27 protein-coding genes, 1 tRNA gene and 1 pseudogene are annotated in these 25,392 nt (G+C 71.5%); 17 read left to right on the top strand and 12 right to left on the bottom strand.

The features are described 5' to 3' along the window. Window positions 1-90 precede the first annotated feature (90 nt). Window positions 91-1,323: an ABC transporter substrate-binding protein gene (locus G4G93_RS14725; RefSeq protein WP_165085141.1), complete on the top strand. Its 1,233-nt coding sequence runs from the start codon at window positions 91-93 to the stop codon at window positions 1,321-1,323. Window positions 1,324-1,327: 4 nt separating this feature from the next. On the opposite strand, the gene G4G93_RS14730 is transcribed toward G4G93_RS14725, so the two are convergent. Both G4G93_RS14730 and phnF read right to left on the bottom strand, forming a co-directional pair. Beyond that, window positions 1,328-1,558: a hypothetical protein gene (locus G4G93_RS14730; protein WP_165085142.1), complete on the bottom strand. Its 231-nt coding sequence runs from the start codon at window positions 1,556-1,558 to the stop codon at window positions 1,328-1,330. Between the two features lie 185 nt (window positions 1,559-1,743). Then, the gene (gene phnF, locus G4G93_RS14735) at window positions 1,744-2,493 is read right to left on the bottom strand and encodes a phosphonate metabolism transcriptional regulator PhnF (RefSeq protein ID WP_165085144.1); all 750 of its coding nucleotides are present in this window, start codon (window positions 2,491-2,493) and stop codon (window positions 1,744-1,746) included. 161 nt (window positions 2,494-2,654) lie between these two features. On the opposite strand from phnF, the gene phnG reads away from it, so the two are divergent. The 10 genes from phnG (at window position 2,655) to G4G93_RS14785 (ending at window position 10,996) form a co-directional block, all read left to right on the top strand. Beyond that, window positions 2,655-3,068: a phosphonate C-P lyase system protein PhnG gene (phnG, locus tag G4G93_RS14740; RefSeq protein ID WP_165085372.1), complete on the top strand. Its 414-nt coding sequence runs from the start codon at window positions 2,655-2,657 to the stop codon at window positions 3,066-3,068. Continuing rightward, window positions 3,068-3,670 (top strand): phosphonate C-P lyase system protein PhnH, encoded by a 603-nt coding sequence (gene phnH, locus G4G93_RS14745; protein ID WP_246736783.1) that lies wholly within the window; start codon window positions 3,068-3,070, stop codon window positions 3,668-3,670. Before phnG ends, phnH begins: the two co-directional genes overlap by 1 nt. A 3-nt stretch (window positions 3,671-3,673) precedes the next feature. Further along, window positions 3,674-4,780, top strand: a complete 1,107-nt coding sequence (locus G4G93_RS14750) for a carbon-phosphorus lyase complex subunit PhnI (protein ID WP_165085145.1) — start codon at window positions 3,674-3,676, stop codon at window positions 4,778-4,780. Next, window positions 4,777-5,661, top strand: coding sequence for an alpha-D-ribose 1-methylphosphonate 5-phosphate C-P-lyase PhnJ (locus G4G93_RS14755; protein WP_165085147.1), 885 nt, complete (start codon window positions 4,777-4,779; stop codon window positions 5,659-5,661). Before G4G93_RS14750 ends, G4G93_RS14755 begins: the two co-directional genes overlap by 4 nt. Further along, window positions 5,654-6,127, top strand: a complete 474-nt coding sequence (locus G4G93_RS14760) for a GNAT family N-acetyltransferase (RefSeq protein WP_165085148.1) — start codon at window positions 5,654-5,656, stop codon at window positions 6,125-6,127. The genes G4G93_RS14755 and G4G93_RS14760 overlap by 8 nt, the downstream gene beginning before the upstream one ends. Further along, window positions 6,124-6,897 carry a phosphonate C-P lyase system protein PhnK gene (phnK, locus tag G4G93_RS14765; RefSeq protein ID WP_165085150.1) on the top strand — a complete coding sequence of 258 codons (774 nt, stop codon included), beginning with the start codon at window positions 6,124-6,126 and terminating at the stop codon, window positions 6,895-6,897. Before G4G93_RS14760 ends, phnK begins: the two co-directional genes overlap by 4 nt. Then, on the top strand, window positions 6,894-7,598 hold the full coding sequence (phnL, locus tag G4G93_RS14770; RefSeq protein ID WP_165085151.1) for a phosphonate C-P lyase system protein PhnL: 705 nt from the start codon (window positions 6,894-6,896) through the stop codon (window positions 7,596-7,598). Before phnK ends, phnL begins: the two co-directional genes overlap by 4 nt. Window positions 7,599-7,616: 18 nt before the next feature. After that, window positions 7,617-8,753 carry an alpha-D-ribose 1-methylphosphonate 5-triphosphate diphosphatase gene (locus G4G93_RS14775; RefSeq protein WP_165085153.1) on the top strand — a complete coding sequence of 379 codons (1,137 nt, stop codon included), beginning with the start codon at window positions 7,617-7,619 and terminating at the stop codon, window positions 8,751-8,753. Continuing rightward, complete coding sequence (gene phnN, locus G4G93_RS14780; RefSeq protein ID WP_165085154.1) at window positions 8,753-9,286, top strand: phosphonate metabolism protein/1,5-bisphosphokinase (PRPP-forming) PhnN; 534 nt, start codon at window positions 8,753-8,755, stop codon at window positions 9,284-9,286. Before G4G93_RS14775 ends, phnN begins: the two co-directional genes overlap by 1 nt. A 156-nt stretch (window positions 9,287-9,442) precedes the next feature. Continuing rightward, window positions 9,443-10,996: a CYTH and CHAD domain-containing protein gene (locus tag G4G93_RS14785; protein WP_165085156.1), complete on the top strand. Its 1,554-nt coding sequence runs from the start codon at window positions 9,443-9,445 to the stop codon at window positions 10,994-10,996. A gap of 24 nt (window positions 10,997-11,020) precedes the next feature. Here the strand turns inward: G4G93_RS14785 and rlmB are convergent, their stop codons facing one another. Further along, window positions 11,021-11,872: a 23S rRNA (guanosine(2251)-2'-O)-methyltransferase RlmB gene (gene rlmB / locus G4G93_RS14790; RefSeq protein WP_165085158.1), complete on the bottom strand. Its 852-nt coding sequence runs from the start codon at window positions 11,870-11,872 to the stop codon at window positions 11,021-11,023. Window positions 11,873-12,001: 129 nt separating this feature from the next. On the opposite strand from rlmB, the gene G4G93_RS14795 reads away from it, so the two are divergent. The 5 genes and pseudogenes from G4G93_RS14795 to G4G93_RS36755 all read left to right on the top strand — a co-directional run. Then, window positions 12,002-12,077: transfer RNA gene (locus tag G4G93_RS14795), tRNA-Glu, on the top strand. 105 nt (window positions 12,078-12,182) lie between these two features. Beyond that, window positions 12,183-12,581 (top strand): DUF6538 domain-containing protein, encoded by a 399-nt coding sequence (locus tag G4G93_RS14800; protein WP_165085159.1) that lies wholly within the window; start codon window positions 12,183-12,185, stop codon window positions 12,579-12,581. Window positions 12,582-12,629: 48 nt separating this feature from the next. Continuing rightward, window positions 12,630-12,998, top strand: coding sequence for a transposase family protein (locus tag G4G93_RS14805; RefSeq protein ID WP_165085160.1), 369 nt, complete (start codon window positions 12,630-12,632; stop codon window positions 12,996-12,998). Then, window positions 12,976-13,332: a transposase gene (locus G4G93_RS14810; protein ID WP_165085162.1), complete on the top strand. Its 357-nt coding sequence runs from the start codon at window positions 12,976-12,978 to the stop codon at window positions 13,330-13,332. Before G4G93_RS14805 ends, G4G93_RS14810 begins: the two co-directional genes overlap by 23 nt. A gap of 68 nt (window positions 13,333-13,400) precedes the next feature. Next, window positions 13,401-13,703, top strand: a pseudogene (locus tag G4G93_RS36755) (DUF6538 domain-containing protein); the annotation flags it as partial. 281 nt (window positions 13,704-13,984) lie between these two features. On the opposite strand, the gene G4G93_RS14815 reads toward G4G93_RS36755, so the two are convergent. Continuing rightward, window positions 13,985-14,371 carry a tautomerase family protein gene (locus G4G93_RS14815; protein WP_165085164.1) on the bottom strand — a complete coding sequence of 129 codons (387 nt, stop codon included), beginning with the start codon at window positions 14,369-14,371 and terminating at the stop codon, window positions 13,985-13,987. A 246-nt stretch (window positions 14,372-14,617) separates the two neighbouring features. Next, window positions 14,618-15,502 (bottom strand): LysR substrate-binding domain-containing protein, encoded by an 885-nt coding sequence (locus tag G4G93_RS14820; protein ID WP_165085165.1) that lies wholly within the window; start codon window positions 15,500-15,502, stop codon window positions 14,618-14,620. A gap of 119 nt (window positions 15,503-15,621) precedes the next feature. Here G4G93_RS14820 and G4G93_RS14825 point away from each other — a divergent pair, with 119 nt between their 5' ends. Next, on the top strand, window positions 15,622-16,017 hold the full coding sequence (locus G4G93_RS14825) for a tautomerase family protein (RefSeq protein WP_165085167.1): 396 nt from the start codon (window positions 15,622-15,624) through the stop codon (window positions 16,015-16,017). A 42-nt stretch (window positions 16,018-16,059) separates the two neighbouring features. On the opposite strand, the gene G4G93_RS14830 is transcribed toward G4G93_RS14825, so the two are convergent. The 7 genes from G4G93_RS14830 to G4G93_RS14860 form a co-directional block, all read right to left on the bottom strand. Then, window positions 16,060-16,989, bottom strand: a complete 930-nt coding sequence (locus tag G4G93_RS14830; protein WP_246736784.1) for an amidohydrolase — start codon at window positions 16,987-16,989, stop codon at window positions 16,060-16,062. Window positions 16,990-17,240: 251 nt separating this feature from the next. Continuing rightward, window positions 17,241-18,191 (bottom strand): amidohydrolase family protein, encoded by a 951-nt coding sequence (locus G4G93_RS14835; RefSeq protein ID WP_165085170.1) that lies wholly within the window; start codon window positions 18,189-18,191, stop codon window positions 17,241-17,243. An 8-nt stretch (window positions 18,192-18,199) separates the two neighbouring features. Continuing rightward, a complete protein-coding gene (locus tag G4G93_RS14840) occupies window positions 18,200-19,117 on the bottom strand; it encodes an SMP-30/gluconolactonase/LRE family protein (RefSeq protein WP_165085172.1) in 918 nt (305 codons plus the stop codon). Window positions 19,118-19,147: 30 nt separating this feature from the next. Beyond that, window positions 19,148-20,455 carry an MFS transporter gene (locus G4G93_RS14845; protein WP_206289798.1) on the bottom strand — a complete coding sequence of 436 codons (1,308 nt, stop codon included), beginning with the start codon at window positions 20,453-20,455 and terminating at the stop codon, window positions 19,148-19,150. Between the two features lie 57 nt (window positions 20,456-20,512). Next, window positions 20,513-21,187 carry an RraA family protein gene (locus tag G4G93_RS14850; protein ID WP_165085174.1) on the bottom strand — a complete coding sequence of 225 codons (675 nt, stop codon included), beginning with the start codon at window positions 21,185-21,187 and terminating at the stop codon, window positions 20,513-20,515. Between the two features lie 144 nt (window positions 21,188-21,331). Then, on the bottom strand, window positions 21,332-22,246 hold the full coding sequence (locus tag G4G93_RS14855; RefSeq protein WP_165085376.1) for a DUF1932 domain-containing protein: 915 nt from the start codon (window positions 22,244-22,246) through the stop codon (window positions 21,332-21,334). Window positions 22,247-22,284: 38 nt separating this feature from the next. Further along, window positions 22,285-25,389 carry an FAD-binding and (Fe-S)-binding domain-containing protein gene (locus tag G4G93_RS14860; protein WP_165085175.1) on the bottom strand — a complete coding sequence of 1,035 codons (3,105 nt, stop codon included), beginning with the start codon at window positions 25,387-25,389 and terminating at the stop codon, window positions 22,285-22,287. Between the last annotated feature and the right edge of the window lie 3 nt (window positions 25,390-25,392).

The following is a 25,392-nucleotide window of genomic DNA, read 5'->3' on the forward strand; positions in this document are numbered from 1 at the left end:
CTTGCGCACCGCCCTCACTCCCCCTCTGATGGGCTCACGGCGCCACGATCCGCTCGCCCAGAGGCGGACGCGCCCGGGAGAACGCCCCTCATGCCCGTCACCACCCTCCGCGCCACGTTGCTCGCCGCCGCTTCCCTCTGCGCGCTGGCCGCCCCGGCCCTCTCCGCCGAGCCGCGCCTGAGCGACGGCAAGGTCAAGCTCGCGGTGCTCAACGACATGTCGAGCGTCTACGCCGATTCCACCGGGCGCGGCTCGGTCATCGCCGCCGAGATGGCGGTGAAGGACTTCGGCGGCAGCCTCGACGGCAAGCCGATCGAGGTGGTCTTCGCCGACCACCAGAACAAGCCGGATGTCGGCTCCAACATCGCCCGGCAATGGTACGACCGCGACGGCGTCGACGTGATCCTCGACGTGCCGACCTCCTCGGTGGCGCTCGCCGTGCAGCAGATCGCCAAGGAGAAGGGCAAGCTCCTGATCGTCTCGGGCGGCGGCACCTCGGACCTCACCGGGCCGCAATGCTCGCCCACCGGCATCCAGTGGACCTACGACACCTACGCGCTGTCGCACGTGTCGGGCAGCGCCGCGGTGAAGCGCGGCCTCGATACCTGGGCTTTCGTCACCGCCGATTACGCCTTCGGCCACGCCCTCGAGCGCGACGCGGTCGCGGAGGTGAAGCGCTCCGGCGGCAAGGTGCTGTCCACGGTGCGCGCGCCCTTCGCCACCGCCGATTTCTCGTCCTTCCTGCTCCAGGCACAAGGCTCGGGCGCCAAGCTCATCGCCTTCGCCAATGCCGGCGGCGACACCGTCAACGCGATCAAGCAGGCGCACGAATTCGGCATCGTCCAGGGCGGCCAGACCCTGCTGGCGCTCCTCATCAACATCGACGACGTCCACAGCCTCGGCATCGAGGTGGCGCAGAACCTGCTGCTCACCACCGCCTTCTACTGGGACCGCACGCCGGAGACCCGCGCCTTCGCGACCCGCTTCAAGGAGAAGGCCGGGCTGATGCCGACGATGCACCAGGCCGGCGTCTATTCGTCGGTGCTGCATTACCTCAAGGCCGTGCAGGCGGCCGGCACCGACGACGCCAGGACGGTCATCGCCAGGATGCGCGAGACCCCGGTCAACGACATGTTCGCGACGAACGGCCGGATCCGCGAGGACGGCCGCATGGTCCACGACATGTACCTGATGCAGGTGAAGACCCCGAAGGAATCGACCGGGGAATGGGACCTCTACAAGCTCGTCGCCACCGTGCCGGGCGACCAGGCGTTCCGGCCGCTCAACGAGGGCGGGTGCCCGCTGGTAGCGGCCGGGAAGTAGGGGTTCAGCGCTGCATGTTGCGCAGGCGGCAGTAGCCCCCGTTGTCCTGGTAGCCTGCCGGACAGCGCCGCACGCAGGCGCCGGCCGCGAATTTCAGCGGCGGCCGGCAGACCTGGCCCCGGCCGAGCTGCCGGCGCTGGTACTGGTAATCCTGTGCCGGTCCGGCCTGCGCGGGCGCGAGCGGCAGGACGCCGGAGAGAAGAAGCAGGGCGGCACAGGTCAGGCGGGTGGGCATCGGGAGGACTCCGGCGCGAGGCGCATCAGTAACGACCGTAGCGGCAGGAAGTTCGGCGCGTGGATGTGGGCCTGCCCCTCTCCCCGCCCGCGGGGCGAGGGGCGCCCGCGCTTCTTCCCGCCCCCGGGAAGCCTTGCGGGACACGGGAACGTGGACGACCGGAGCGACCTCCCCTGCCCCTACCCCTACCCCTCCACCACCAGCTCCACCCGGTCCGCCGCGAACAGGCTGCGCGTCGCCTGGATCGGCACGCCCGCCGCGTCGACGTTGACGCTGGTGAGCACGATCAGCACCCGGCCCGGGGCGAGATCGAGGCGGGCGGCCTCGTCGGCGGCGGCCGGGCGGGCGTGGATGCGGGTCGACAGGCGGGTGTAGTCGGCGACGCCGAACTCGGCATAGGCACGGGTGAGCGAGCCGAGCGTCGCGTAGGCCTGCGCGAATCCCTCGAAGCGCGGCAGCGGCAGGCAGGTGCGGGCGGTCGAGAGCGGCGTGCCGTCGGCGCGGTGGATCGTCAGCAATTCGAGCATCGGATCCCCGGCGGCGATCCTCAACGCCTCTGCGGTCCCGGGATCGGCCGGGACGGTCTCGCTGCCGATCAGGTCGCCCCAGGCCTCGCGTCCGGCCTTGCTGACGATCTCCGAGAAGCGGGTGCGCCGTCCGATCGGATAGGCGAGGCGCGGCGTCTCCACGAAGGTGCCGCGCCCCTGCGTCGCCCGGACCAGACCACGCTCGGCCAGCGCCGAGAGCGCCCGGCGCACGGTATGGCGGTTGACCCCGAACCGGGCCGCCAGCGCCGCTTCCGTCGGCAGCTGCGCGCCCGCCGCGAGGCGCCCGGCCTCGATGTCGGCCGCCACGCCGTCGGCGATTTGGCGCCAGGCCGCCAGGCCCTCGCCCCGCGCCAGGACCGTCACCGTGCCGTCGCCGCCCGCGCTCATACCGTCATCCAAACTTCATTTGCTCCCGGATCGTCGGTTGTCTATACCATTAGACAACCGAGATGCCAGCGGACCCCGCGATGCCCGATCCTAACCCGGCCGCCCGTCAGCCCGAAGCGCCCAAGGTCGCCTCGCCCGAACTCACGGCCCGCCGCGCCGTGATGGCGCTCTGCGGCGAGGCCCGGCCCGAGGAGCTGCGCCGGGCGCTGACGCGGCTCGGCGCGACCGACGCCGTGGAGGACCTGCGCCCGCCCGAGACCGGCCTGGTGATGACACGCGGCCGCATCGGCGGCGACGGCCGGCCGTTCAACCTCGGCGAGGCGACGGTGACCCGGGCCGCGGTGCGCTTGGGCGGCGGCGAGACCGGCTTCGCCTACCATCTCGGCCGCGACCGGGCGAAGGCGCGGCTCGCCGCCACCCTCGACGCCCTCTGGCAGCAGCCCGAGCGGCGCGAGGCGGTCGAGGCGGCGCTCGCGCCCGTCGCCGCCCGCCGGGCGGAGGAACGCATGGCCGCGGCACGCCGGATCGCGGCGACGCGGGTGAACTTCTTCACCATGGCCCGGGGAGAGGATTGATGTCGGGACGATCGATGCTCGCCCGCGGCTTCGCCGACCCCGTCCACGACGCCCAGGGCGTCTTCCGCGCCGTGATGGATGCGCTCGCGCGTCCCGGCACGATCCAGGCCCTCGCTACCGACCTCGCGCCCCCGGCGCCGCTGACGTCGGAGCTCGCCGCTCTCGCCCTGGCGCTGGCGGATGCCGACGCGCCGCTCTGGCTCGATGCCGGCCTGGCCCGGAATCCGGCGGTGGCGGGGTTTCTCCGCTTCCATACCGGCGCGCGCATCGGCGAAGATCCGGCCGAGGCCGCCTTCGCGCTAATCTCCGATCCCGCCGCCTGCCCGGATTTCGGTGCCTTCGCCCAGGGCACGCCGGCCTATCCCGACCGCTCCGCCACCCTGGTGCTGGCGGTCTCCGACCTCTCCGACCGTGAGGGCTGGCGCCTCGACGGCCCGGGCATCCGGGACAGCGCCCGCCTCGCGGCCTCGCCCCTGCCGGCCGATATCGCCTCGCGCCTCGCCCGCAACCACGCCGGCTTCCCTGAGGGCATCGACCTGATCTTCGCGGCCCCCGGCCGCCTCGCGGCCCTGCCGCGCTCCACCCGCATCGCCGGAGCCTGACCCATGTACGTGGCCGTGAAGGGCGGCGAGGCCGCCATCGCCAACGCGCACCGGCTCCTCGCCGAGACCCGCCGGGGCGACACCGCGGTGCCCGAACTCTCGGTGGCGCAGATCCGCGAGCAGATGGCGTTGCTGGTCGATCGGGTGATGACCGAGGGCTCGCTGCACGACCCCGATCTCGCGGCGCTCGCCCTCAAGCAGGCGCGCGGCGACCTGATCGAGGCGGTTTTTCTGGTGCGCGCCTACCGCACCACCCTGCCCCGCTTCGGCGCCTCCGAGCCGGTCGAGACCGGCGCCATGAGCTTGCGCCGGCGCATCTCCGCCACCTACAAGGACCTGCCCGGCGGCCAGGTGCTCGGCCCCACCTTCGACTACACCCACCGCCTCATCGACTTCGCGCTCGCCGCCGAGGGCGAGGCGCCCGTGGCTGCGGAATCCGAGCCGCTGCCGGATGCCGCCCACGCCCCCCGGGTCACCGACCTCCTCGGCCAGGACGGGCTGATCGAGCCCTCCGCCCCCGACGACGGCACCCCGCCGGGCGACCTCACCCGCGAACCCCTCGACTTCCCGGCCGACCGGGCGCTTCGCCTCCAGGCGCTCGCCCGCGGCGACGAGGGCTTCGTGCTGGCGCTCGGCTACTCGACGCAGCGCGGCTACGGCCGCACCCACCCCTTCGTCGGCGAGATCCGGGTCGGGACGGTCGCGGTCGAGTTCGTGCCGGAGGAGCTGGGCTTTCCCGTGCCCCTCGGCGAGATCGACCTCACCGAGTGCCAGATGGTCAACCAGTTCCACGGCAGCGCCGAGGTGCCGCCCCAGTTCACCCGCGGCTACGGCCTCGCCTTCGGCCAGAGCGAGCGCAAGGCGATGGCGATGGCCCTGGTCGATCGCGCCTTGCGGGCCGAGGAGCTGGGCGAGCCGCTCGGCGCCCCGGCGCAGGACCAGGAATTCGTGCTCGCCCATTGCGACGCGCTCCAGGCCACCGGCTTCGTCGAGCACCTGAAGCTGCCCCACTACGTCGATTTCCAGGCCGAGCTGGAGCTGGTGCTGCGCCTGCGCGCCGAGCACGCCGCCCGCAACGCGGCACCCGCGATGAAGGAGGCCGCCGAATGACGACCGCCAATCCCGAGACCGGCTACAACTTCGGCTATCTCGACGAGGGCACCAAGCGGATGATCCGCCGGGCGATCCTCAAGGCGATCGCGATCCCGGGCTACCAGGTCCCCTTCGCCGCCCGCGAGATGCCGATGCCCTATGGCTGGGGCACCGGCGGCGTGCAGGTGACGGCCGCGATCCTGGGGAAGCACGACGTGCTCAAGGTCATCGACCAGGGCTCGGACGACACGACGAACGCGGTCTCGATCCGCGCCTTCTTCGCCCGGACGGCCGACGTCGCGGTGACCACCCGCACCCGCGACGCGACCGTGATCCAGACCCGCCACCGCATCCCGGAAGCCCCGCTCCGCGACGGGCAGGTGCTGGTCTACCAGGTGCCGATCCCCGAGCCCCTGCGCTTCCTCGAGCCGCGGGAGACCGAGACGCGCCAGCTCCACGCGCTGGCCGAGTACGGGTTGATGCACGTCAAGCTCTACGAGGACATCGCCCGCCACGGCCACATCGCCACCACCTACGCCTATCCGGTGGAGGTGGCGGGCCGCTACGTCATGGATCCCTCGCCGACGCCGAAATTCGACAACCCGAAGATGGACGATTGCCCGGCGCTCCAGCTCTTCGGCGCCGGACGCGAGAAGCGGATCTACGCCGTGCCGCCCCACACGAGGGTGAAGAGCCTCGACTTCGAGGACCATCCGTTCCGGGTCCAGACCTTCGATCGCCCCTGCGCCCTCTGCGGCGCGGAAGGGGTCTATCTCGACGAGGTGCTGCTCGACGATGCCGGCGGGCGGATGTTCGTCTGCTCGGATACCGACCATTGCGAGGAGCGCCGGGCGGAGGGCCATCTCGGCACCGGCGGGATGGAGACGGCGCATGCCTGACCCGACAATCCGCCGCGCCGGCGAGCCCGACCTGCCGGCCGTGCTCGGCCTCTACGCCGAACTGAACGACGGCCGGGTCGCGACCCCGGACCGGGCCGAGGCCCTGCTCCGGCGCTTCGACGCCTATCCCGATTACGGGCTCTACGTCGCCGAGGTCGAGGGCCGGATCGTCGGCACCTTCTGCCTCCTCATCCTCGACAACATCGCCCATTGGGGAACGCCCTCCGCCCTCGTCGAGAGCGTGGTGGTGAGCGCGACCGAGCGCGGCACCGGTCTCGGCCGGCGGATGATGCGGGAGGCCGGCCGGCTCGCGGGCGAGAAGGGCTGCTACAAGCTCGCCCTGTCCTCCAACGTCGACGCCAAGCCCGCCCACCGCTTCTACGAGAGTCTCGGCTTCGAGGCTTACGGCTACAGCTTCCGCCTCGATCCGCCCTTCACGCGCGATACCGCAGAGGAGACCGCATGAGCGACGCCCTGCTCCAGGCCCGCGGCCTGACCAAGCGTTACGGCGCCCGCTTGGCTTGCGCCGACGTCTCCTTCGACCTCGATCCCGGCGAGGTGCTGGCGATCGTCGGCGAATCCGGCTCCGGCAAGTCGACGCTCTTGTCGCTCATCGCCACCGAGCTTCAGCCCAATTCCGGCAGCGTGTCCTACCGGATGCGCGATGGCATCCTGCGCGACCTCGGCCTCCTGAGCGAGGCCGAGCGCCGGGCGCTGATGCGGACCGATTGGGGCTTCGTGCGCCAGGACGCGGCCAAGGGCCTGCGCATGGCGGTCTCGGCCGGCGGCAATGTCGGCGAGCGGCTGATGGGGGCCGGCGCCCGCCATTACGGCACCATCCGCGGCACCGCGCTCGACTGGCTCGCCAAGGTCGAGATCGCCGCCGACCGGGTCGACGACCCGCCGACGCGGTTCTCCGGCGGCATGCGCCAGCGGCTCCAGATCGCCCGCAACCTCGTCACCGGCCCGCGCCTCGTGCTGATGGACGAGCCGACCTCCGGCCTCGACGTCTCGGTCCAGGCGCGCCTCCTCGACCTGATCCGCGGCCTTGTCGCGGAATTGGGGCTCGCGGTGATCATCGTCACCCACGACCTCGCGGTGGCCCGGCTCCTGTCGCACCGCGTGATGGTGATGCGGGCCGGCCGGGTGATCGAGACCGGCCTCACCGACCAGGTGCTCGACGATCCCCGCGAGCCCTACACCCAGCTCCTCGTCTCCTCGGTGCTCGCCGCATGAACCCGGCTCTCGAATTCCGCGACGTCGCCAAGACCTTCACCCTGCACCTGCGCGGCGGCGTGCAATTGCCGGTGATGGGCGGCGCCGATCTCGCCGTCCATCCCGGCGAGTGCGTGGTGCTCGGCGGGCCGTCTGGCGCCGGCAAGTCTTCGCTCCTCAAGATGGCCTACGGCAATTATCGCTGCGACCATGGGCAGATCCTGGTGCGCGACGGCGAGACCGTGGTCGACGTGGCTTCCGCCTCGCCCCGCGCGATCCTGGCCTTGCGCCGGCGCACGATTTCCTACGTGTCGCAGTTCCTGCGGGTGATCCCGCGGGTCGGCGCCCGCGAGGTGGTGGCCGCCGCCGGCCGCGAGGGCGGCCTGCCCGCCGACATCGCCCTGGTGCGGGCCGAGGAGCTTCTGTCGCGCCTCAATCTCCCGGAGCGCCTGTGGGACCTGCCGCCCGCGACCTTCTCAGGGGGAGAGCAGCAGCGGGTCAACATCGCCCGCGGGCTGATCGCCGAGCGGCCGATCCTGCTCCTCGACGAGCCGACCGCCTCCCTCGACGCGCAGAACCGCGCCGTGGTGGTCGATCTGATCCGCGCCCGCCAGGCCGCCGGCGCGGCGTTGCTCGGCATCTTCCACGACACCGACGTCCGCGAGGCGGTGGCGACCCGGGTGGTCGACGTCACCGCCTTCGCCCAGACGCGCGCCGCCTGAAAAAGGGGACCTCCCTCCATGCAAGACCGGATCCTCGAGAACGCCACCCTGGTGCTGCCCGACCGGGTCCAGCGCGGCTGGCTCGCCATGGTGGACGGCCGCATCGCCGAGATCGGCGAGGGCCGGGCGCCCGAACGCGGCCTCGACCTCGACGGCGACCACCTGATCCCGGGCCTCGTCGAGCTGCATACCGACCACCTCGAGAGCCATTACGCGCCCCGCCCCAAGGTGCGCTGGCACCCGCTCGGCGCCGTGCTCGCCTACGACGCGCAGATCGCGGCGTCGGGCATCACCACGGTGTTCGATTCCTTGCGCGCCGGCAGCGACCCGGACGGCAGCGGGCTCGGCCCCGAGCTGATGCAGCTCGCCGGTGCGATCGAGACCGCCAAGGGCGCCGACCTCTTCCGCGCCGAGCACCGGACGCACCTGCGCTGCGAGATCCCCTCCGCCGACCTGCTCGACACGGTGCGGGACTTCACGACGCTCTACCCCGTCGGGCTGATCTCCTTGATGGACCACACCCCGGGCCAGCGCCAGTTCCGCGACATCGAGAAATACTACACCTACGCCACCCGGGGCGGCCGCTCGATCGTCGAGATCCAGGCCAACACCGCACTGAAGATCCGCGACGGGGAGGCCTTCAACGCGGTCAACCGCCCGGCCCTGGTGGCGCTGGCGCGAGAGCGCGGCATCGCGCTGGCGAGCCACGACGACACCACCCTCGCCGACGTCGCCATGGCGAAGGGAGAGGGCGTGCGCCTCGCGGAGTTCCCCACGACCGTGGAAGCGGCGCATGCCGCCCACGAGGCCGGCATCACCGTGATGATGGGCGCGCCGAACCTGATCCGCGGCGGCTCGCATTCCGGCAACGTCGCGGCGGAGGACCTGGCCCGCGAAGGCCTGCTCGACGTGCTCTCCTCCGACTACGTCCCGGCGAGCCTGCTGATGGCGGCGTTCGGCCTGCCCGAGCGTGTCGCGTCCATCGCCCTGCCGGAGGCGATCGCGACGGTCACCGCCAACCCGGCCCGGGCCACCGGCCTCGACGACCGCGGCCACATCGCCCCGCGCTTACGCGCCGACCTCGTGCGGGTGCGCCTCGCCGAGGGCGTGCCGGTCGTGCGCCAGGTCTGGCGCCAGGGACAGCGGGTGGCCTGATGGGAACCGGCGGCTTCGTCCTCGTCGTCGGCCCGAGCGGGGCCGGCAAGGACACCCTCCTGCGGCTCGCCCGCGAGGCCCTGGCGGAGGATCCCCGCTACGTCTTCCCGCGCCGCCTCGTCACCCGCCCGCCCTCGGTCCACGAGGACAACGACACGATCGGCGAGGAGGACTTTTCGGAGGGCGAGGCGGCGGGGCGCTTCGCCTTGTCCTGGCGCGCCCACAATCTCGGCTACGCCCTGCCGGCGGAGAATGCGGCGCTCGCCCGCGACGGGCACGTCGTCGTCTGCAACGTCTCGCGCCGGGTCGTGGCCGAGGCGCGCCGGCGCCTGCCCGCCGTCACCGTGGTCGAGGTCACCGCCCCGCCCGAGGTTCTGGCCGCCCGCCTCGCCGCCCGCGGCCGGCGCGAGGACGGCGATCTCGGGGCGCGGCTCTCCCGCTCGGCCTCGGTCGCCGCCGACCTCGTGGTGATGAACGACGGGACGCCGGAGGCCGGGGCGGAGAAGCTTCTCGCCCATCTGCGAGCGCGCTGACGCGCCCGATTCTCCGGGGCGCGTCCGCCCCCGGGGCGGATTTCACCGGAAAAAGGCGTCGCTTCGCGGCGGCCTTTGCGAAACCTTCCGCCTCGTCCATGATTCTCGAACGCCCCCCGTGAGCGGGAGAGGGCCGAACGGGAGATCAGGACCGCCGTGACGAGCGAACCGCGAGAGACCGAGCTGAAGCTGGATGTCGAGGCCTCCGACCTCGCACGCCTGCGGGAGCATCCGCTGCTCGCCGGGGACTGGACCGAGTCCGAGCTGACCTCCGTCTATTACGACACGCCGGACGGCCGCCTGCGCGAGGCCGGCCTCACCCTGCGGGTCCGCCGCGACGGCGACCGCCACATCCAGACCGTGAAGGCGCAAGGCCCGGCCGCCGCCGGCCTGTTCGACCGGCCGGAATGGGAGAGCCCCGTCGCCGGGCCGGAGCCGGAGCCCGCCGCCTTCGCCGGCACCCCCGTCGCCGGTCTCCTCGACGACGCGAAGGACCTCGCGCCCGTCTACACCTCCACGGTGACCCGCAGCATGCGCCGCCTCGCCGATACCGGACCGGCCGGCAGCCGCATCGAGGTCGCCCTCGACCGCGGCCGGGTCTGGGGGCCGGACGACCGCGTCTCGCCGGTCAGCGAGCTGGAGCTGGAACTGACCGGCGGCGCGCCCGCGGCCCTGTTCGACCTCGCCCGGTCGCTCGCCGCCGACGTGCCCCTGCGCCTCGGCGTGCTGAGCAAGTCCGAGCGCGGCGAGGCCCTGGTCAGGGGCCGCCTCGGCCGCGCCGTGAAGGCCGAGCCGGTGGCCCTCGATCCGGAGATGAGTGCCGCCCGGGCGTTCCAGGCCGTGGCCTATGCCTGCCTGCGCCAGATGCGGCTCAACGAGACCGTGCTGCTCGCCCGCCGCGACGTCGAGGCCCTGCACCAGCTGCGGGTGTCCTTGCGCCGCCTGCGCTCGGCCTTCTCGCTGTTCGGCGTGGTGATCGAGGACCGGCGCATGCCGGGGATCAAGGCCGAGCTGAAGCGCCTGAGCGAGCCCTTCGGGCATGCCCGCAACCTCGACGTCTATCTCGGCAAGACCCTGCCGCGGGAGCGCGAGCGGCGTCCGGACGAGGCCGGCCTGCTGATCCTGGAGCGCCACCTCGAGACCGAGCGCGAGGCCGCCCACAACGTCGTCCGGGCGGTGCTGGAGAGCCGGGAGTGGCGCGACCACCTGCTCGATCTCGTCGCCTGGATCGAGGCCGGCCCCTGGCTCGGCCCCGACAACCCGCACGCCGCCCGCCGCGACGGCCCGGCCCGGGCCTTCGCCACCGAGGAGCTGGAGCGCCGCCGCCGCCAGGTGAAGAAGCGCGGCCGCCACCTCGCCGAGCTCGACCCCGAGGCGCGCCACCAGGTCCGGATCGCCGCCAAGAAGCTGCGCTACGGCGCAGAGTTCTTCGCCGCGCTCTATACCGGCAAGGATTCGGGCAAGAAGGCCGCCCGGCGCCACAAGGTCTTCGTCGAGGCCCTGGCCGACCTGCAGGACCACCTCGGCGACCTCAACGACATCGCCACCGCCCACACGCTCGCGGCCGACCTCGCCAGGGGCGCGCCGGAAGGCGCGGTCTTCGCCGCCGGCATGGCCACCGCCGACACCGAGGCGCGCACCGGGCACCTTCTGGCCGACGCCGCCAAGGCGCACGCGGCGCTGATCGACGTGCGCCCGTTCTGGCGCTGACGCGCCGCTTCCGCGCCTGCTCCGTCAGGCGCGGGGCATCAGGGCGTAGAGGGTGATCGCGGCGGCGTTCGAGACGTTGAGGCTCTGGATCGCGCCGCGGAACGGGATGCGGGCCATCACGTCGCAGCATTCGCGGGTGCGCTGGCGCAGGCCCTTGCCCTCGGCCCCGAGCACCACCACGAGCGGCGTCTTCGGCCCGACCGCGTCGAGGGTCTCGGGCGCTTCCGAATCGAGCCCGACCCGGGTGAAGCCGCGCTCGCCGAGCTCGATCAGCGCCTCGGCGAGATTGCGCACCACCACGAACGGCACGTGCTCGAGCCCGCCCGAGGCGGATTTCGCCAGCACGCCGGTGACCGTCGGCGAGTGCCGCGCCGTGGTGACGATGGCGGTGACGCCGAAGGCCGCCGCCGTGCGCACGATGGCGCCGACATTGTGCGGATCGGTGATCTGGTCGAGGGCGAGCAGCACCGCGTCGTCGGGCAGCGTGTCGAAGGCCGGGCCCGCCAGGGGCTCCGCCTCGAGGTACAGCCCCTGATGCACCGCGTCCGGCCCGAGCAGCCCGGTGATGGTGCCGAGCTTGACGATCTCAGGGGGGATCCGCAACTCGCCCACCTCCTCGGCGAGGCGGAGTGCCGCGTTCTCGGTGGCGAGCAGCCGCCGCAGCTCCCGCTTCGGGTTGCGCAGCGCCTCCGAGACCGGATGCCAGCCATACAGCACCGCCGGCCCGTCGCCCTCGCCCCACGCCTCGCCGCCGGGCCGCCGCCCCGCGCCGCCCTTGCTCTGGCCGAACCGCCCCTGCGCGGGCCTGCCCTGCCCGAACTTGCCTTGCCCGACCTTGCCCGGCCCACCCGCGCGCGGCCCCTGCCTCGTCGTCATCTCGTTGTCCCGCCCGCGTTCACGGCCCCACCAAGCGCCGACAAGACCGAGCCCTCGTGTCCCGTCAAGCCCATCAATCCGGTTGCCCTCCCGGCCGAACCCCACTATAGCTCCCCTCGTCCCGCTTGAGCGCCCTTCGTCTAGCGGTCTAGGACGTCGCCCTTTCACGGCGAAAACACGGGTTCGAGTCCCGTAGGGCGCGCCATGCGGTGGCTAAGTCATTGCAATCCCAGAATCTGTTGGTTTTCAGGTGCTTACCCGTCGGCGTGTGCTACACTCGCGTGCTACGGGACCAAGTACGATGGGCCGCATGAAGTTCGTTCAGCGCCGCGCCGGCCGTTACGAGTTTCGCTTTCCCCTGCCCGACGATCTCGCTGGCAAACCAGCTCCGCCCCCCTGGCCGGAGGCGCTGGCGGCTCTCGTCAATGTGCGAACCGGCCGCTTCAAGACCGAGGTCATCCGCTCCCTCCAGACCAACGACGGCCCGACGGCCGATCGGCGGGTGCTCGCTCACATCGCCGAAGCGCACCGGCTCGTCGATCAAGCACGGCGCTTGCTGAGCGAGGGGCCGGAGGCAGGGATTAGCGCGGACCAGATCGCTGCTCTGGTGCGCGACCACGAGATCCATCTCCTCGGCACGGACGAGGTGATCTGGGATTGCCCCGGATTGGTGGTTCTTGTTCGTTTTGCGTGGATAGCGGTGGATTGACCCGGGCCGCTGATGGGCAGGCCCGCCCTCCCCCCCATCGTGGAGGACATGGATATCCCCCTCGCCATCCCCGAGTGCCATGTCGCGCGGTTCGTAGAGCAGCATGAGGATCACCTGGTCATCCCGTTGCGGCTGGACGCAGCCAGCGGCCGATGTCCCGATTGCGGGCAGGCGAGCCGGTCCGTCCATAGCCGCTATCACCGCCATCCCGCCGACCTGCCGCTATCGGCATCCCGGACCACGCTCCGCATCGAGGTGCGGCGGTTCTACTGCCTCAACCCGGCCTGCCGACGCCGGACCTTCGCCGAGACGCCTATGAACCTCCTCGCGCCGCGCGCCCGGCGCACGCGTGGCTTGGCGAGGTGCAGGCCTGGATGCGAGCGACGCAGCTGTGGTGAGACGCGTCGAGCAGGATGACACCGCACGGACAGTCACGGGTCTGGCTGGCCGCTTCACGGCCCTGGTGCGCGCCGCAGGGAAGGGCAAGACCGTCACCGATGATCAGGATGCGGACGCCGCAGCGGACATCTCCGCCTGGATCACGCAAGCCCGGAGCTGCGACGCTCCTGCCATCGCGACGTTCGCCTCGGGATTGGAGGCGGACATCGCTGCCGTCCGGGCTGCTCTCACGGAGCCGTGGAGTAGCGGCCAGGCGGAAGGCCAGGTCAACCGGCTCAAGCTCATCAAGCGCCAATGCTACGGACGGGCAGGCCTCAATCTCCTGAAATGCCGCATGGTTCTGGCTGCCTGATCCACGCAAAATGAGCAAGAACCGCAGAAACGGGGCAATCCCAATCCCAATCCCACCACAACGGCGTCTACGATGCTCGCAAGGGCGTGCCGGCCCGCCTGCGCCCGCTGGTGGGCAAGTGGACCGTGATGGCCAACCTCGGAACGAACGATCCCGACGAAGCGCACCGGCTGCACCCCGAGGCGATCCGCAAGATTGAGGAATGGCCGGCCGCGCTTGTGGCAGCGGAACCAGTGGTGTGCGTCCTGGACCCAGCGCGCCGGAAGGCCCGCACAGGGAGGGCGAGATCGGCATCCGGCAGCCATGGATTGGCGGCGGTCTCGGCGCGTCGGGGGCGACCGTGGCGGCCATGCAGAGCGCCTGATTCATGATGTCGTATGTTGAGAGCATCGCGAGCTCGGCGGCGGAGCCGTTTGCCAGCGGATGCGGGCGGTTGCCCGGCCAGTCGGCGCTCTTCACGGGGAAGTAGGCTCGCAGGAAGGCGGGCAGGCTCAGGCCTCATCTCAGAGGGCATGGCGCGTCCTTCGGCGCGACGTGCCCAGCACGCTGCAACCGGCTCGGTGTCGCCGGGGGCTGTCCTCGCGTCGGGGAGAGAGGTCGGCCCGAGGCCTGCGCGGCTCCGGGCGCCGATTCCCGCTGTCCGGGAGCGTCTTCAGCGGCGTTCGGCCCGGTAGGCCTGGGTCAGGCCGCCATACCCCCAGCTGTCCTTCGGCACCTCGTGAATGACGACGTAGGACACCTCGGCGAGGCCCGCGCCGAGGACGGTCTTCAGGAGTTGGTACGTCTCGGCGATGAAGCGCGATTTCTCCTCGGGCGTGTTGGTCCCGGCGCTGATGATGGCATCCACCTGCGCGGCGCTCGCGACCGGCGCGGCGCCGAGGCTCCATCCCGCCCGCGGGACCTCCTCGATCAACACGCCGACCAGCGGGCCGACCTTGTGGAGAATATCGGCCATCAGGGCGGTGAGGCCCGCCTGGATCGACGCGACCTGGCTCTGCGCGAGAGGCTGGCCCGCCACCTTGACGTTGACGAAGGGCATGATCGCTCGTCCTTCCGCTCCCAGCCGCCCGTGCGGTCCGTGTTGGGACAGGGCTATATCCGGTCATCTCTTCGGTAAATTTGAAAAATAAGAAATCAGACTTCTATGAAATCGAACGTTTCGCCCGGCGCCGGGTCCGACGTGCGGTTTGGCACGGAGGGTGGTCCGTCCCTGTCGGCAGTCTCGTCAGCCCTGCCCGAGCCGTCCGGGCGACGTTCGGATCGGTCAAGGCGCAGGCGCGATCGGTCACGCGGCACGCTCCCGGATCGTCTCGAGAAAGATCTCGCTGAGCCGTGCGACGGCCGGCGATAGCTCGGCTTCCGCCTGGTGGAGAGTCAGCGGCGCGTTCGGCAAGGCCGGCAGACCGGTCGAGACCGGATCGAGCACGCGCAACGTCTTCGGCAGGCCGACGACGGTCCGCGCGGTGATGCCGAGCCCTCCTTCGGCGGCGGCCCAGAGACCCGAGAGGCTGGGGCTCGTGAAGACCAGCCGCCACGGCAATCCGCCGTCGTCGAGGGCGGCCACGGCCGCGGACCGGAACGTGCAGGGCGGCGCGAAGGCCGCGAAGGGAATCGGCTCCCCGCCGAGGCTCGCCAGGCCCGGCCAATCCGGCTGGCCGACCCAGTGGATCGGCCACTCGCCGACCCGTCGCGCGTGCGGAGCGTCGCCGCCGTCGCCCCAGACCAGCGCGATGTCGAGATCGCCCTTGAGCGTCTTGTCGCTCAATTGCGCGCCGGGCCCGACCTGAACGTCGAGGCGCACCCTCGGATAGGCCCGGGAGAACCGCTTGAGCACCGCCGGGAGCCAGCTTTCGGCGAAATCCTGCGCGAGGCCCAGCCGCGCCCAGCCTTCGAGGTCCGTGCCGCGGAGACGGTCGACCGCCTCGTCGTTAAGATCCAGCAGCCGCTTGGCGTAGCCGAGCAGGCTCTCGCCGGCGGCCGTCAAGGCGAGGCCGCGCCCGGCCTTCTGCACGAGGGGCTGCCCGACCTGCTCCTCCAGCTTCCGGAGCTGCGTGCTGACGGCGGATTGCGACCGGCCCAGACGCTCGGCCGCCCGGGCGAAGCTGCCGAGCTCGAACCCGGTCACGAAGGTCCGGAGCACATCCATGTCGAGGTTGATGCGGGCCGCCATCGTTCAATCTTGCCGATGTATGACTTGGGTAATTTCAAATTTTCAGAATGATCGTGCCCCGGTAGGCATGGCTCGTCAAGCCTGCGGCGGCGTGCGGCCGTCCTACGGAGGAAGCTTCCATGCCCCTCACCCGCATCTCGCTCATCAAGGGAAAGTCGCCTGAGCATATCCGCGCCATCTCCGACGGCGTCCATCGTGGTTTGATCGACGCCTACGGTGTGCCCGCCGACGATCGCTTTCAGCTCATCCACCAGCACGCACGGGACGAGCTGGTCTACGACGCTGCCTACCTCGGCCTTCGCCGCACCGACGACATCGTCATCATCACCATCGTCGCAGGGAACTGGCGGGACATGGCGCAGAAGAAGGCGCTCTACCGGGCGATCACCGACAACCTCGTCGCGAGTCCCGGCCTGCGCCCGGAGGACGTGATCGTCGTCCTGTCGCCGAACGCGCGGGACGACTGGTCCTTCGGCAACGGCCTTCCCTCCTACGTTGCGGACGACGCGGCCTGACCGGGCCATGCCGGTCAGGACTTGCCCGTCAAAATTTACACATCAGGACGTGCCGAAGCCGTACAGGGCGGCCGGGTTGTCGACGAGGATGCGCCGCTGCGCGGCCTCGCCCGGGGCCCATTCGGCGAGAAGATCGAACAGGCCGGCATCGTCCGGCATGTGCTTCTCGCCGCGATGCGGCCAGTCGCTGCCCCAGACCATGCGCTCCGGCGCTGCCTTCGCGAAAAGCTTCGCGACCTCGGTCGCGTCCGCGTAGGCCGGCGGGCCGCTCGTGGTGTTGAGGTAGGCACCCGACAGCTTCATCCAGGTCCGACCGCCGTCCAGGAGCCGGCGAACGACCGGGACGGCGCGGTGGTTCAGCCCCTGCCCGGGCAGGAGGCGGGCGAGGTGGTCGATGACGAGCGGGGTCGGCAGGCGTGCCAGCACCTCGGCGTGGTCGGCGATCTGGTCGCCGGTCATGTAGACCTGGACGTGCCAGCCGAGGGGGTGGACCTTCCGGGCCATCGCTTCCAGGCGCTCGGCCGTGGTGACGCCCCAGGATTGCGGGGTCACGAAGTTGACCCGGATGCCGACCGCGCCGCGGGCGGCCATGTCCTTCAGCGCGGCCTCGGTCACGTCGAGGTTGACGACCACGATGGCGCGGGCGGACGTTCCGAGCTGCGCCACGCCGTCGAGAGTGGCGCGGTTGTCGATGCCGTAGGTGGACGGGGTCACGACGACCGTGCGGCTCGTCCCGATCCGCGCCTGGAACAGGCGATAGGCCGCGACATCGCTGTCGGCGACCGGCTGGCCCTTCCAATGCGGCGAGGCGGGAAAGCGCGTCGAGAAGATGTGGATGTGCGAGTCGCAGGCCTGCGCCGGCACCTCGGTCTTCGGCCGTTCGGTGCCGGCGGAGAACGGCACGGCGGTTTGGGCGCGGATGCCGCCGACGGGCAAGGCGGCGGCGGCCAGAGCGCCGGCGGCTCTCAGCATGTCTCGTCGCGACGGGGCAAGAACCGTCATGGTGACCTCCCTTTCGTGTTCGTCGTTGTCGATCGGCGATAAAGCGCTTCTCCCCTCTCCCACACGGGAGAGGGGAGCCCGTGATGCCGGTTCCGGACGATGGCTTCCGGAAATGGGATCACCAGTCCGCGCGGTGTCTGAGCGAAGCCGAAATCCGCATTGCGAAGCAGGCATTCGAATTTCGAATGACTTGTCTTCGTCGCACGGCATCCTTGGGGAAATTATCCGAAGCCGTAGAGCCGGGCCGGGTTCGAGACCAGGATCCTGGCCTGCACGGCCGGATCGGGCGCCCACTCCGCCAGGAGGTCGAGGAGGCCGGCATCGTCCGGCTTGCCCTCGGCCGGGAAGGTCGGGTGCGGCCAGTCGGAGCCCCAGACCAGCCGCTCGGGCGCGAGGGCGACATAGGCGCGGGCGAGCCGGCCGCGATCGGCGTAAACCGGCGGGCCCGACCTCGACAGAATGTAGGCCCCGGTGAGCTTCACCCAGGCGCCGCGGGTGGCGACGAGGTCGGCGATCACCCGGAAGCCCGGGTGGTCGGGCCCGGCGGGCTCGGGCAGGTGGCCCATATGGTCGAACACCACCGGGACGGCCAAGCGCTCCAGCACGTCCTTCAACTCGACGATCTTCTCGCCCTCGGAGACGAGCTGGATGTGCCAGCCGAGATCGGCGATCTTGCGGGCGACCGGTTCGAGATCGGTGATCGGGGCGCCCCCCGGCAGGCGCGTCCCGAAGCGCACGCCGCGGATCCCGGCCTCGTCGAGGCGGCGCAAGTCCTCCGGGGTGACGCTCGCATCCAGCATCGCCACGCCCCGCGCGCTCGCCCCGAAGGCCTTCAGCGACTCCACCAGCAGCCGGTTGTCGGTGCCGTAGGTCGAAGGCTGCACCACGACGTTGCGGGTGAGGCCGAGCCGGCGCTGGAGCGCGCGGTAATCGGCGACGCTCGCATCCGGCGGCCGCAGGGTCGCGGCCGGCGCCGGGGGGAAGCGGGAATCGTAGATGTGGTGGTGGCAGTCCGCGGCGTTCGCCGGGACCGTGATCTGGGGTCTGCCGGTGCCGCCGGACCAGCGCACGGCCTGGGCGGCGGCCGGGCCGGCGCCGCCGAGGGCGAAGCCGGCCGCCAATGCGCCGGTCGCCAGGAGCGCGAGGTGGTCGCGCCGCGTCATCGTGCTCATCGACACTCTCACGCGTGGGAGAACAGGGGCTGGCCGGGAGCCGGCATCGGAACTGTGAGGATGCTGCCGGTGGCGGATTCGGTGATGAACAGGGTCCTTCGGTCGGGCCCGCCATAGGCGACGTTGGTGGTCGAGAGGCCGGCAGGCGACTTGACCCGCAGCAAGGGCTCGGCCACCGGCGACAGGCGCCAGATCGAGCCGAAGCCCGTATGGGCGACGATCAGGCAGCCCTCCGCGTCGAGGGCGATGCCGTCCGGCCCGCCCAACCCGCCGTGCAGCTGCGCGAACACCCCGACCTTCGAGACCAGCCCGCTGGCGTTCAGCGGGATGCGCCAGACCTGCTGCGCCCGGGTCACCGCGACGAACAGGTTCTTCATCGCGGTGTCGACGACGATGCCGTTGGGGCTCGGCACGGTGTCGATCAGGCAGGTCAGCTCGCCGGACGCGCGCAGGCGGTAGACCCGGCCGGTCGGGTCCTGGAGGCCGGTCTGGCCCTGGTCGGTGAAGTAGAGATCGCCGTTTTGCGCGAAGGTGAGGTCGTTGACGCCCCGGAATCCCTCCGACCCGGCCGTTTCGAGGAACGGCGTCACCGATCCGCTGTCGGGATCGAGCCGCATGATTCCGCGCTTGTAGCAGGTGATGAAGATCCGCCCGTCGCGATGGATCTTCAGCCCGTTCGGCCAGCCGTCATACTCGGCGACGAGGTCCCAGGTCCCGTCCGGCGCGATGCGGAAGATCCGGCCGTGCGGGATGTCGGTGACGTAGAGCCGGCCCTGGCGGTCGAAGACCGGGCCTTCGAGGAAGGACCCGATCGCCTCGCCGCCGCGGTTGGCGTCGGCCCAGGCCGTGGGCTTGGCCTTGCGGTAGCGATCCGGCAGGCGGGTGAACATGTCGGCCGTGACGGCCGGCGGGGGGGAGAAGAACATCGGGGGCCTCGCAGAATCGGGATCGCGCGATCAGGCCGGGACCGCCTGCGCCCGCACGGTGCGGGCATGCGAGCGGCTGATCACCAGCACGCTGACGGCGGCGGCGACGTCGAGGAGCGCCACCGGGAGGAGGCCGAGGGCGAAGCTGCCGGTCGCGGTCTTCACCAGGCCGACGACGTTCACCATCAGGCCGCCGCCGATCAGGTTGGCGATGGCGTTGATGCCGGCGAGCCCCGCCGCCAGGGTGCCGGCCGAGAGCCAGCCGGCCGACAGGGCCCAGAACGGCCCCTTGAAGGCGTAGGCGCCGACGAGCGCGAACGACACCGCCACGATCGTCATCGTGATGCCGCCCGCGAGGTTGAGCGCGGCGAGGCCGGTTCCGGCGAGCAGCAGCGGGATCGCGGTGTGCCAGGTGCGCTCCGCCCGGCGGTCCGAGTGGCGGCCCCACAGGATCATCAGGACGGTCGCGATGCCGTACGGCACCGAGTTGACGAAGCCGGTCTGGAGGTTGGTGAGCCCGAACGACTTGATGATCTGCGGCTGCCACACCGAGAGCGTGCTGCCGGTGGCCGAGGCCCCGGCGCAGACCAGCGCCATGGTGAGGAAGTACTTGTTGCGCAGCAGGCCCCAGAGCGAGATGTGGCCGACCGGGGTCTTGCCCGCCGCCTCCTCGGCGAGGCGGGAGACCAGCCAGTCGCGCTGGGCGGGTTCGAGCCAGGTCGCGTCCTTCGGCTTGTCGGTCAGCACGAACAGGCAGGCGATGCCCAGCAGCACGGTCGGCAGGCCCTCCAGCACGAACAGCCACTGCCAGCCCTTGAGCCCGAACCAGCCGTGCAGCTCCAGCAGCGAGACCGAGAGCGGCGAGCCGAGGAAGGTCGCGAGCGGGATCGAGACCGTGAAGGTGGCGAGCACCCGCGCCCGGTACCGGCCCGGCAGCCAGTAGGTGAGATAGAGGATCGCACCCGGGAAGAACCCGGCCTCCGCCGCACCCAGGATGAAGCGCATGGCGTAGAGCGAGTGCGGCCCGGTCACCAAGGCCATGCCCATCGTCACGAGGCCCCAGGTGATCATGATCCGGGCGATCCAGCGCCGCGCTCCCACGCGCTGGAGCGCCAGGTTGCTCGGCACCTCGACCAGGAAGTACGAGACGAAGAACAGGCTCGCGGCGAAGCCGAACATCGCCGGGGTGAGCCCGAGATCCTGGTTCATCTGCAGGGCGGCGAAGCCCACGTTCACCCGGTCGAGCAGGGCGAAGAAGTAGCAGACCATCAGGAACGGCACGAGCCGGAGGATCACCCGGCGCATGGTCGTTGCCTCGAGGGTCTGCGGGTCATCCATGATGGCGCTCACGTCCCGTCCTCCCGTTTGGTGTCGGTTTCTTCGAGGCTGGTGGGGTCAGAGGCCTTCGCAGCCGGCCTTCTCGAGCGCGCGCTCGACCCAGGACCGATCGACGGTGCCGGCCTTGATGGCCGCCATGGTTCTGGCCTCGCCCTGCTGCTTGGCGTTCGCGGCGGCGTAGACCGCCTCGACCTGGTCGAAGGGCACGCAGACGACGCCGTCGTCGTCGCCGACCACGAGGTCGCCCGGCGCGATCACCATCCCGTCGAGGGCGACCGGCACGTTCATCTCGCCCGGCCCGTCCTTGTAGGGGCCGCGATGGGTGACGCCGGCCGCAAAGACCGGCAGCGCGTTGGCGCGGATCCAGGCGGAATCGCGCACGGCGCCGTTCAGGATCACGCCGGCGACGCCGATCGCTTGGGCGTGGGCCAGCATCAGCTCGCCCATCAGCGCGTTGGTGAGGTCGCCGCCGGCATCGATGACGAGGACGTCGCCGGGCCTGGCGCGGTTGAGGGCGGCATGGACCATCAGGTTGTCGCCGGGGCGCGTCCTCACCGTGAGGGCGACGCCGCAGAGCACGCCGCCGGCATGCATCGGGCGAAGCCGCGCCCCGCCATGGACCATGCGGCTCATCGAGTCGCTGAGGTTGGCGACCGCGATGGCCTTGAATTTCTCGACCGTAGCGGCGTCGACGGTGCGGGTGCGGGGATGGATCTTGAAGCCGATGGGCATTGGAATCATCCGAAGTTGAAAGTGTTGCTTGGCTCCGGGGCCCTGAGAACAAGCCCGTCATTCCGGGCTCCGATACTCGGACTCGGAATGACGATGGAGAATGTGAGTAATGTAGGCGAAAAATAGACCCTGAAAGATCTTGGATCAGGCCGGCTTGACTGCCTTCAGCCCCGCCTTCTCGGCCATCGCATCCAGCGCCTCCTGGTAGGTGGCGGGCACGACGCCCTTGAAATGGTCCTTGAGCCCCAGGCTCTCCTTCCAGCGCAGGCGCTGGGCGATGGCCCGGGCCATGATCGGCTCGACGCCGGAATCGGCGACCGCCTCGGCCGACATCTCCAGCTCCTCGGCCCGGCGCCGGGCGTGGATGACGCCGGACGGGGTCAGGCTCTGCACCGTGTCCATCCAGGGCCGGGCCAGGGTCTTCGAGGCGGAGGCGAGGACGACCTCGTCGATGCCGTATTGCCGGGCGGCGAGCAGCATCTCGTCGTGCAGGGCCTCGATGCCCTTGATCAGGACCGAGCGCAGGATCTTGATGCCGGAGGCCGTGCCGAGCGCCGGGCCCATGAAGGCGATCTGCATCCCCCAGGGCACCAGCAGGTCGCGCACGCGCTCGCCGGCCGGCCCGCTCGACAGCATCCGCATGGCATAGCCGTGCAGCGGCGTGCCCTCGATCGCGCCGTCGCCGAGGAGCGCGCCGGTGGCCGACAGCCGCTCGGCGACGCCCTGCTTCACCTTCGGGGTGGCGGAGGCGAAGTCGAGGAAGGTGTGGCGGCCGGTCAGCACCGGCGCGAAGGCCTCGGCGCTCTCGAGCGAGGCCGCACCCGGCGTCACGCTGACGATCAGGTCGGCGGCCTCGGCGAGCTCGGCGTTCGAGCGCACCAGGGTGACCCCGGCCTCCCGCGCCCGGCCCTGGATCAGGTCGGCATAGGGGCCGTCGAAGGCGTATCGGTCGTAGCAGGCGATGCTGTCCAGGCCGGCGCCGCGCAGGCCCGCCCCGAGGGTGCTGCCGATCTCGCCGTAGCCGACGAGGCCGAACCTGAACTGCGTCCGCTCTGCCATGGTGGTCTCCTGCATGGTGGTCTCCGGTGATGTCGGGGTCAGTGCGCCGCCGCCGCGGGGCGGGGCGCGGGAATCGTCGTCGTCAGGCGGTCGCGCAGGATCTCGACCGGGTGCGGCAGCCGCACGCCGTCGACGATCCTGGCCTGCGAGCGGCAGGAATAGCCGTCGGCGAGGAGGCGGCCGGTCCGGCCATGCTGCGCCACGGGCTCCGCCCAGCTGAGGTCGTAGATCCGCTCGGAGGTGGCCCGGTTCTCGGCCTCGTGGCCGTAGGTGCCGGCCATGCCGCAGCAGCCCGAGGGCAGGATCGCGAGGCGCAGGCCGAAGGCCCGGAAGACGGTTTCCCACGCCGCCACGGCCGCTTGGGCCGTCGCCCGCTCGGTGCAGTGCGGCAGCAGCCGGTAGGGCTCGCCGTCCGGCTCGGCGACGCGGGCGTCGAGGCGCGCGGCAAGCCATGGTTGGGCGAGCCATTCCTGCACCAGCCGCACCTGCGGCAGGTCGCGCCCCGGCAGGGCCTGCCTGTATTCGGCGCGGTAGGTCAGGGTCATCGACGGGTCGAGGCCGATCAGCGCCACGCCGGTCGCGGCGAGCCGGCCGAGATCCTCGGCGTTCCGGGCGGCGACCTGCGCGAAGCGGCCGAGGAAGCCGTGGACGTGCAAGGGCTTGCCGTTCGGACGGTAGGGCGCGAGCCAGGGCCGGATCCCCAGCCCGATCAGCAGGTCGAGGAGCGCCAGGAGGACGGGCGTGTCGTAGTGGCTGGTGAAGGCGTCCTGCACCACGACGACGTGTGAGCGCCGCTCGGCCGGCGTGAGCCGCGCCAGCACTTCCGCATCGGCCGGGGCCACGCCCCGGCGCGCCATCTCCCGACCGAGGTCGAGACCGGACAGGGCCGGCGCGTGGACGAGACCGATCGCCCTCCCCGCCCCGAGCCTCGTCGCGACGTTGACGAGGCGTGGCGCCCGGGCGAGCCGGGGTGCCAGCGGCTCCAGGGCCGCGATCGCGTGGTGGCGCAAGGGCCGCAGGTAGCGGCCGTGATAGAGTTCCAGGAACTTCGCCCGGAAGGTCGGGACGTCGACCTTGATCGGGCATTGGCCCGTGCAGGACTTGCAGGCGAGGCAACCCGCCATCGCCTCGTGGACCTCGTGCGAGAAGTCGTCGTCGCGCCGCCGCAGGGTCGCGGCGAGGCGGGCCGGGAAGCCGCGCCAGCCCGGGCGGGCGCGGACGGCGTGCGCCTCCGCCGACGGGTCGATCCCCTGGGCGGCGAGCCGCCGCAGCCACTCGCGCATCAGCTGGGCGCGCCCCTTGGGCGAGTGCCGGCGCTCCCGCGTGCCCTTCCAGGACGGGCACATCGCCTCGTCCGGGTCCCAGGAATAGCAGGCGCCGTTGCCGTTGCAGTGCAACGCCTCGTCGTAGGCAGCCCGCACCGCGGCCTGGATCGCCCGGTCGTGGCCGCCCTTGGTCGGCACGCCGTCGATGGTCAGCAGCGCGTCGCCGTCGGGCGCCGCGATCTTGCCTGGGTTGAACTGGTTCCTCGGGTCGAAGGCGGCCTTCACCGCCTGGAGCGCCGGGTAGAGCGGGCCGAAGAACCGGGGCGAGAACTCGGAGCGCACGCCCTTGCCGTGCTCGCCCCAGAGCAGGCCGCCGTATTTCTGCGTCAGCGCGACGACTTCCTCGGTGACCGCGCGCACCAGGGCTTCCGCGCCGGGCGCCTTCATGTCGAGCGCCGGGCGGACGTGGAGCACGCCGGCATCGACGTGGCCGAACATGCCGTAATCGAGGCCGTGGCCGTCGAGGACGGCCCGGAACTCGGCGATGAAGTCGGCGAGGTTGTCCGGCGGGACCGCGGTATCCTCCACGAAGGCGATCGGGCGCGCCTCGCCGGTCCGGTTGCCGAGGAGGCCGACCGCCTTCTTGCGCATGGTCCAGATCCGGCCGATCTCGGCCTCGCCCCGCGCCACCGTGTAGCCGCGCCGCCCCGCCGCCTGCCCGGCCCCTTGCCCGGCCCCTTGCCCGGCCCCTTGTCCTGCAGCATCGAGCATGGCGGTGAGGCGGGCGAGTTGTCCCGCGACCGCGGCCTCGCTGTCGCCGACGAACTCGACGAGGTTGACGCCGCGGACCCGCCCGCCCGCATCCTCGGGGAAGAAGGCGGCGACGCCGTCCCAGACCGGGTCGCCCTGTGCCAGAGCCAGAACCGTCGAATCGACCGTCTCGATCGAGGCGGGCGCGAGATCGGCGAGCGCCCGCGCGTCGCGCAAGGCCGCGTCGAAGCCGGCATAGCGCAGGACGACCAGGGCCGCGTGGCTCGGCAGCGGCAGGACGTTCAGGGTCGCTTCCGCCAGGAAGCCGAGGGTTCCTTCCGAGCCGCACAGGACGGCGTTGAGGTCGAACAGCCCGTCGGCGCGCCGGAGATGGGCGAGGTCGTAGCCGGTGAGGCAGCGGTTGAGCGGCGGGAACCGCTCGGCGACGAGCGTCGCGTTCTCGCGCTGGATCCGGTCGAGGTCCCGGTGGATCGCCCCGGCCCGGTCGTCCCTCGCCTGCACCGCCGCGAGCCCGGCCGCGTCGAGGGGCTCGGAATGCCAGACCGTGCCGTCGGAGAGGATCGTGGTCAGCGCCCGCACATGGTCGCGGGTCTTGCCGTAGAGGCACGAGCCCTGGCCGCACGCATCGGTGGAGATCATGCCGCCGATCGTGGCGCGGTTCGAGGTCGAGAGTTCGGGGGCGAAGAACAGCCCGTGGGGTTTGAGCGCCGCGTTGAGCTGGTCCTTGACCACGCCGGCCTCGACCCGGACCGTGCGGGCCTCAGGGTCGATCGCCAGGACCCGGTTCATGTGCCGCGACAGGTCGACCACGAGCCCGTCGGTGAGGGACTGGCCGTTGGTGCCGGTGCCGCCGCCGCGGGGCGCGATCCTCACCTCCGCGAAGCGATCCTCGGAGAGCAGCCTGGCGATGCGCACGAGGTCGTCGCGGTCGCGCGGGAAGGCGATGCCTTGCGGGGTGAGCTGGTAGATCGAGTTGTCGGTGGCCAGCACGGTGCGGTCGGCGCGCGACAGCGACAGGTCGCCGGCAAAGCCCCGCGCCCGCAATTCGGCGCAGAAGGCCGCGTGGAGCGGCGCCGTCTCGGGGCCGGAGGCGAGGCGCGGGATCATGAC

The organism is Methylobacterium sp. DB0501 (genome assembly GCF_011043735.1).
Classification (GTDB): Bacteria; Pseudomonadota; Alphaproteobacteria; order Rhizobiales; family Beijerinckiaceae; genus Methylobacterium; species Methylobacterium alsaeris.

Coding starts and splice junctions, on each gene's coding strand:
- G4G93_RS14830 (WP_246736784.1), bottom strand. CDS start 16,989: ATGCTGAGAGCCGCCGGCGCTCTGGCCGCCGCCGCCTTGCCCGTCGGC.
- phnL (WP_165085151.1), top strand. CDS start 6,894: ATGAACCCGGCTCTCGAATTCCGCGACGTCGCCAAGACCTTCACCCTG.
- phnG (WP_165085372.1), top strand. CDS start 2,655: ATGGCGCTCTGCGGCGAGGCCCGGCCCGAGGAGCTGCGCCGGGCGCTG.
- G4G93_RS14725 (WP_165085141.1), top strand. CDS start 91: ATGCCCGTCACCACCCTCCGCGCCACGTTGCTCGCCGCCGCTTCCCTC.
- G4G93_RS14835 (WP_165085170.1), bottom strand. CDS start 18,191: ATGAGCACGATGACGCGGCGCGACCACCTCGCGCTCCTGGCGACCGGC.
- rlmB (WP_165085158.1), bottom strand. CDS start 11,872: ATGACGACGAGGCAGGGGCCGCGCGCGGGTGGGCCGGGCAAGGTCGGG.
- G4G93_RS14845 (WP_206289798.1), bottom strand. CDS start 20,455: ATGGATGACCCGCAGACCCTCGAGGCAACGACCATGCGCCGGGTGATC.
- G4G93_RS14840 (WP_165085172.1), bottom strand. CDS start 19,117: ATGTTCTTCTCCCCCCCGCCGGCCGTCACGGCCGACATGTTCACCCGC.
- G4G93_RS14730 (WP_165085142.1), bottom strand. CDS start 1,558: ATGCCCACCCGCCTGACCTGTGCCGCCCTGCTTCTTCTCTCCGGCGTC.
- phnN (WP_165085154.1), top strand. CDS start 8,753: ATGGGAACCGGCGGCTTCGTCCTCGTCGTCGGCCCGAGCGGGGCCGGC.
- phnK (WP_165085150.1), top strand. CDS start 6,124: ATGAGCGACGCCCTGCTCCAGGCCCGCGGCCTGACCAAGCGTTACGGC.
- G4G93_RS14820 (WP_165085165.1), bottom strand. CDS start 15,502: ATGGCGGCCCGCATCAACCTCGACATGGATGTGCTCCGGACCTTCGTG.
- G4G93_RS14860 (WP_165085175.1), bottom strand. CDS start 25,389: ATGATCCCGCGCCTCGCCTCCGGCCCCGAGACGGCGCCGCTCCACGCG.
- G4G93_RS14800 (WP_165085159.1), top strand. CDS start 12,183: ATGAAGTTCGTTCAGCGCCGCGCCGGCCGTTACGAGTTTCGCTTTCCC.
- G4G93_RS14855 (WP_165085376.1), bottom strand. CDS start 22,246: ATGGCAGAGCGGACGCAGTTCAGGTTCGGCCTCGTCGGCTACGGCGAG.
- G4G93_RS14775 (WP_165085153.1), top strand. CDS start 7,617: ATGCAAGACCGGATCCTCGAGAACGCCACCCTGGTGCTGCCCGACCGG.
- phnF (WP_165085144.1), bottom strand. CDS start 2,493: ATGAGCGCGGGCGGCGACGGCACGGTGACGGTCCTGGCGCGGGGCGAG.
- G4G93_RS14805 (WP_165085160.1), top strand. CDS start 12,630: ATGGATATCCCCCTCGCCATCCCCGAGTGCCATGTCGCGCGGTTCGTA.
- G4G93_RS14750 (WP_165085145.1), top strand. CDS start 3,674: ATGTACGTGGCCGTGAAGGGCGGCGAGGCCGCCATCGCCAACGCGCAC.
- phnH (WP_246736783.1), top strand. CDS start 3,068: ATGTCGGGACGATCGATGCTCGCCCGCGGCTTCGCCGACCCCGTCCAC.
- G4G93_RS14850 (WP_165085174.1), bottom strand. CDS start 21,187: ATGCCCATCGGCTTCAAGATCCATCCCCGCACCCGCACCGTCGACGCC.
- G4G93_RS14755 (WP_165085147.1), top strand. CDS start 4,777: ATGACGACCGCCAATCCCGAGACCGGCTACAACTTCGGCTATCTCGAC.
- G4G93_RS14815 (WP_165085164.1), bottom strand. CDS start 14,371: ATGCCCTTCGTCAACGTCAAGGTGGCGGGCCAGCCTCTCGCGCAGAGC.
- G4G93_RS14825 (WP_165085167.1), top strand. CDS start 15,622: ATGCCCCTCACCCGCATCTCGCTCATCAAGGGAAAGTCGCCTGAGCAT.
- G4G93_RS14760 (WP_165085148.1), top strand. CDS start 5,654: ATGCCTGACCCGACAATCCGCCGCGCCGGCGAGCCCGACCTGCCGGCC.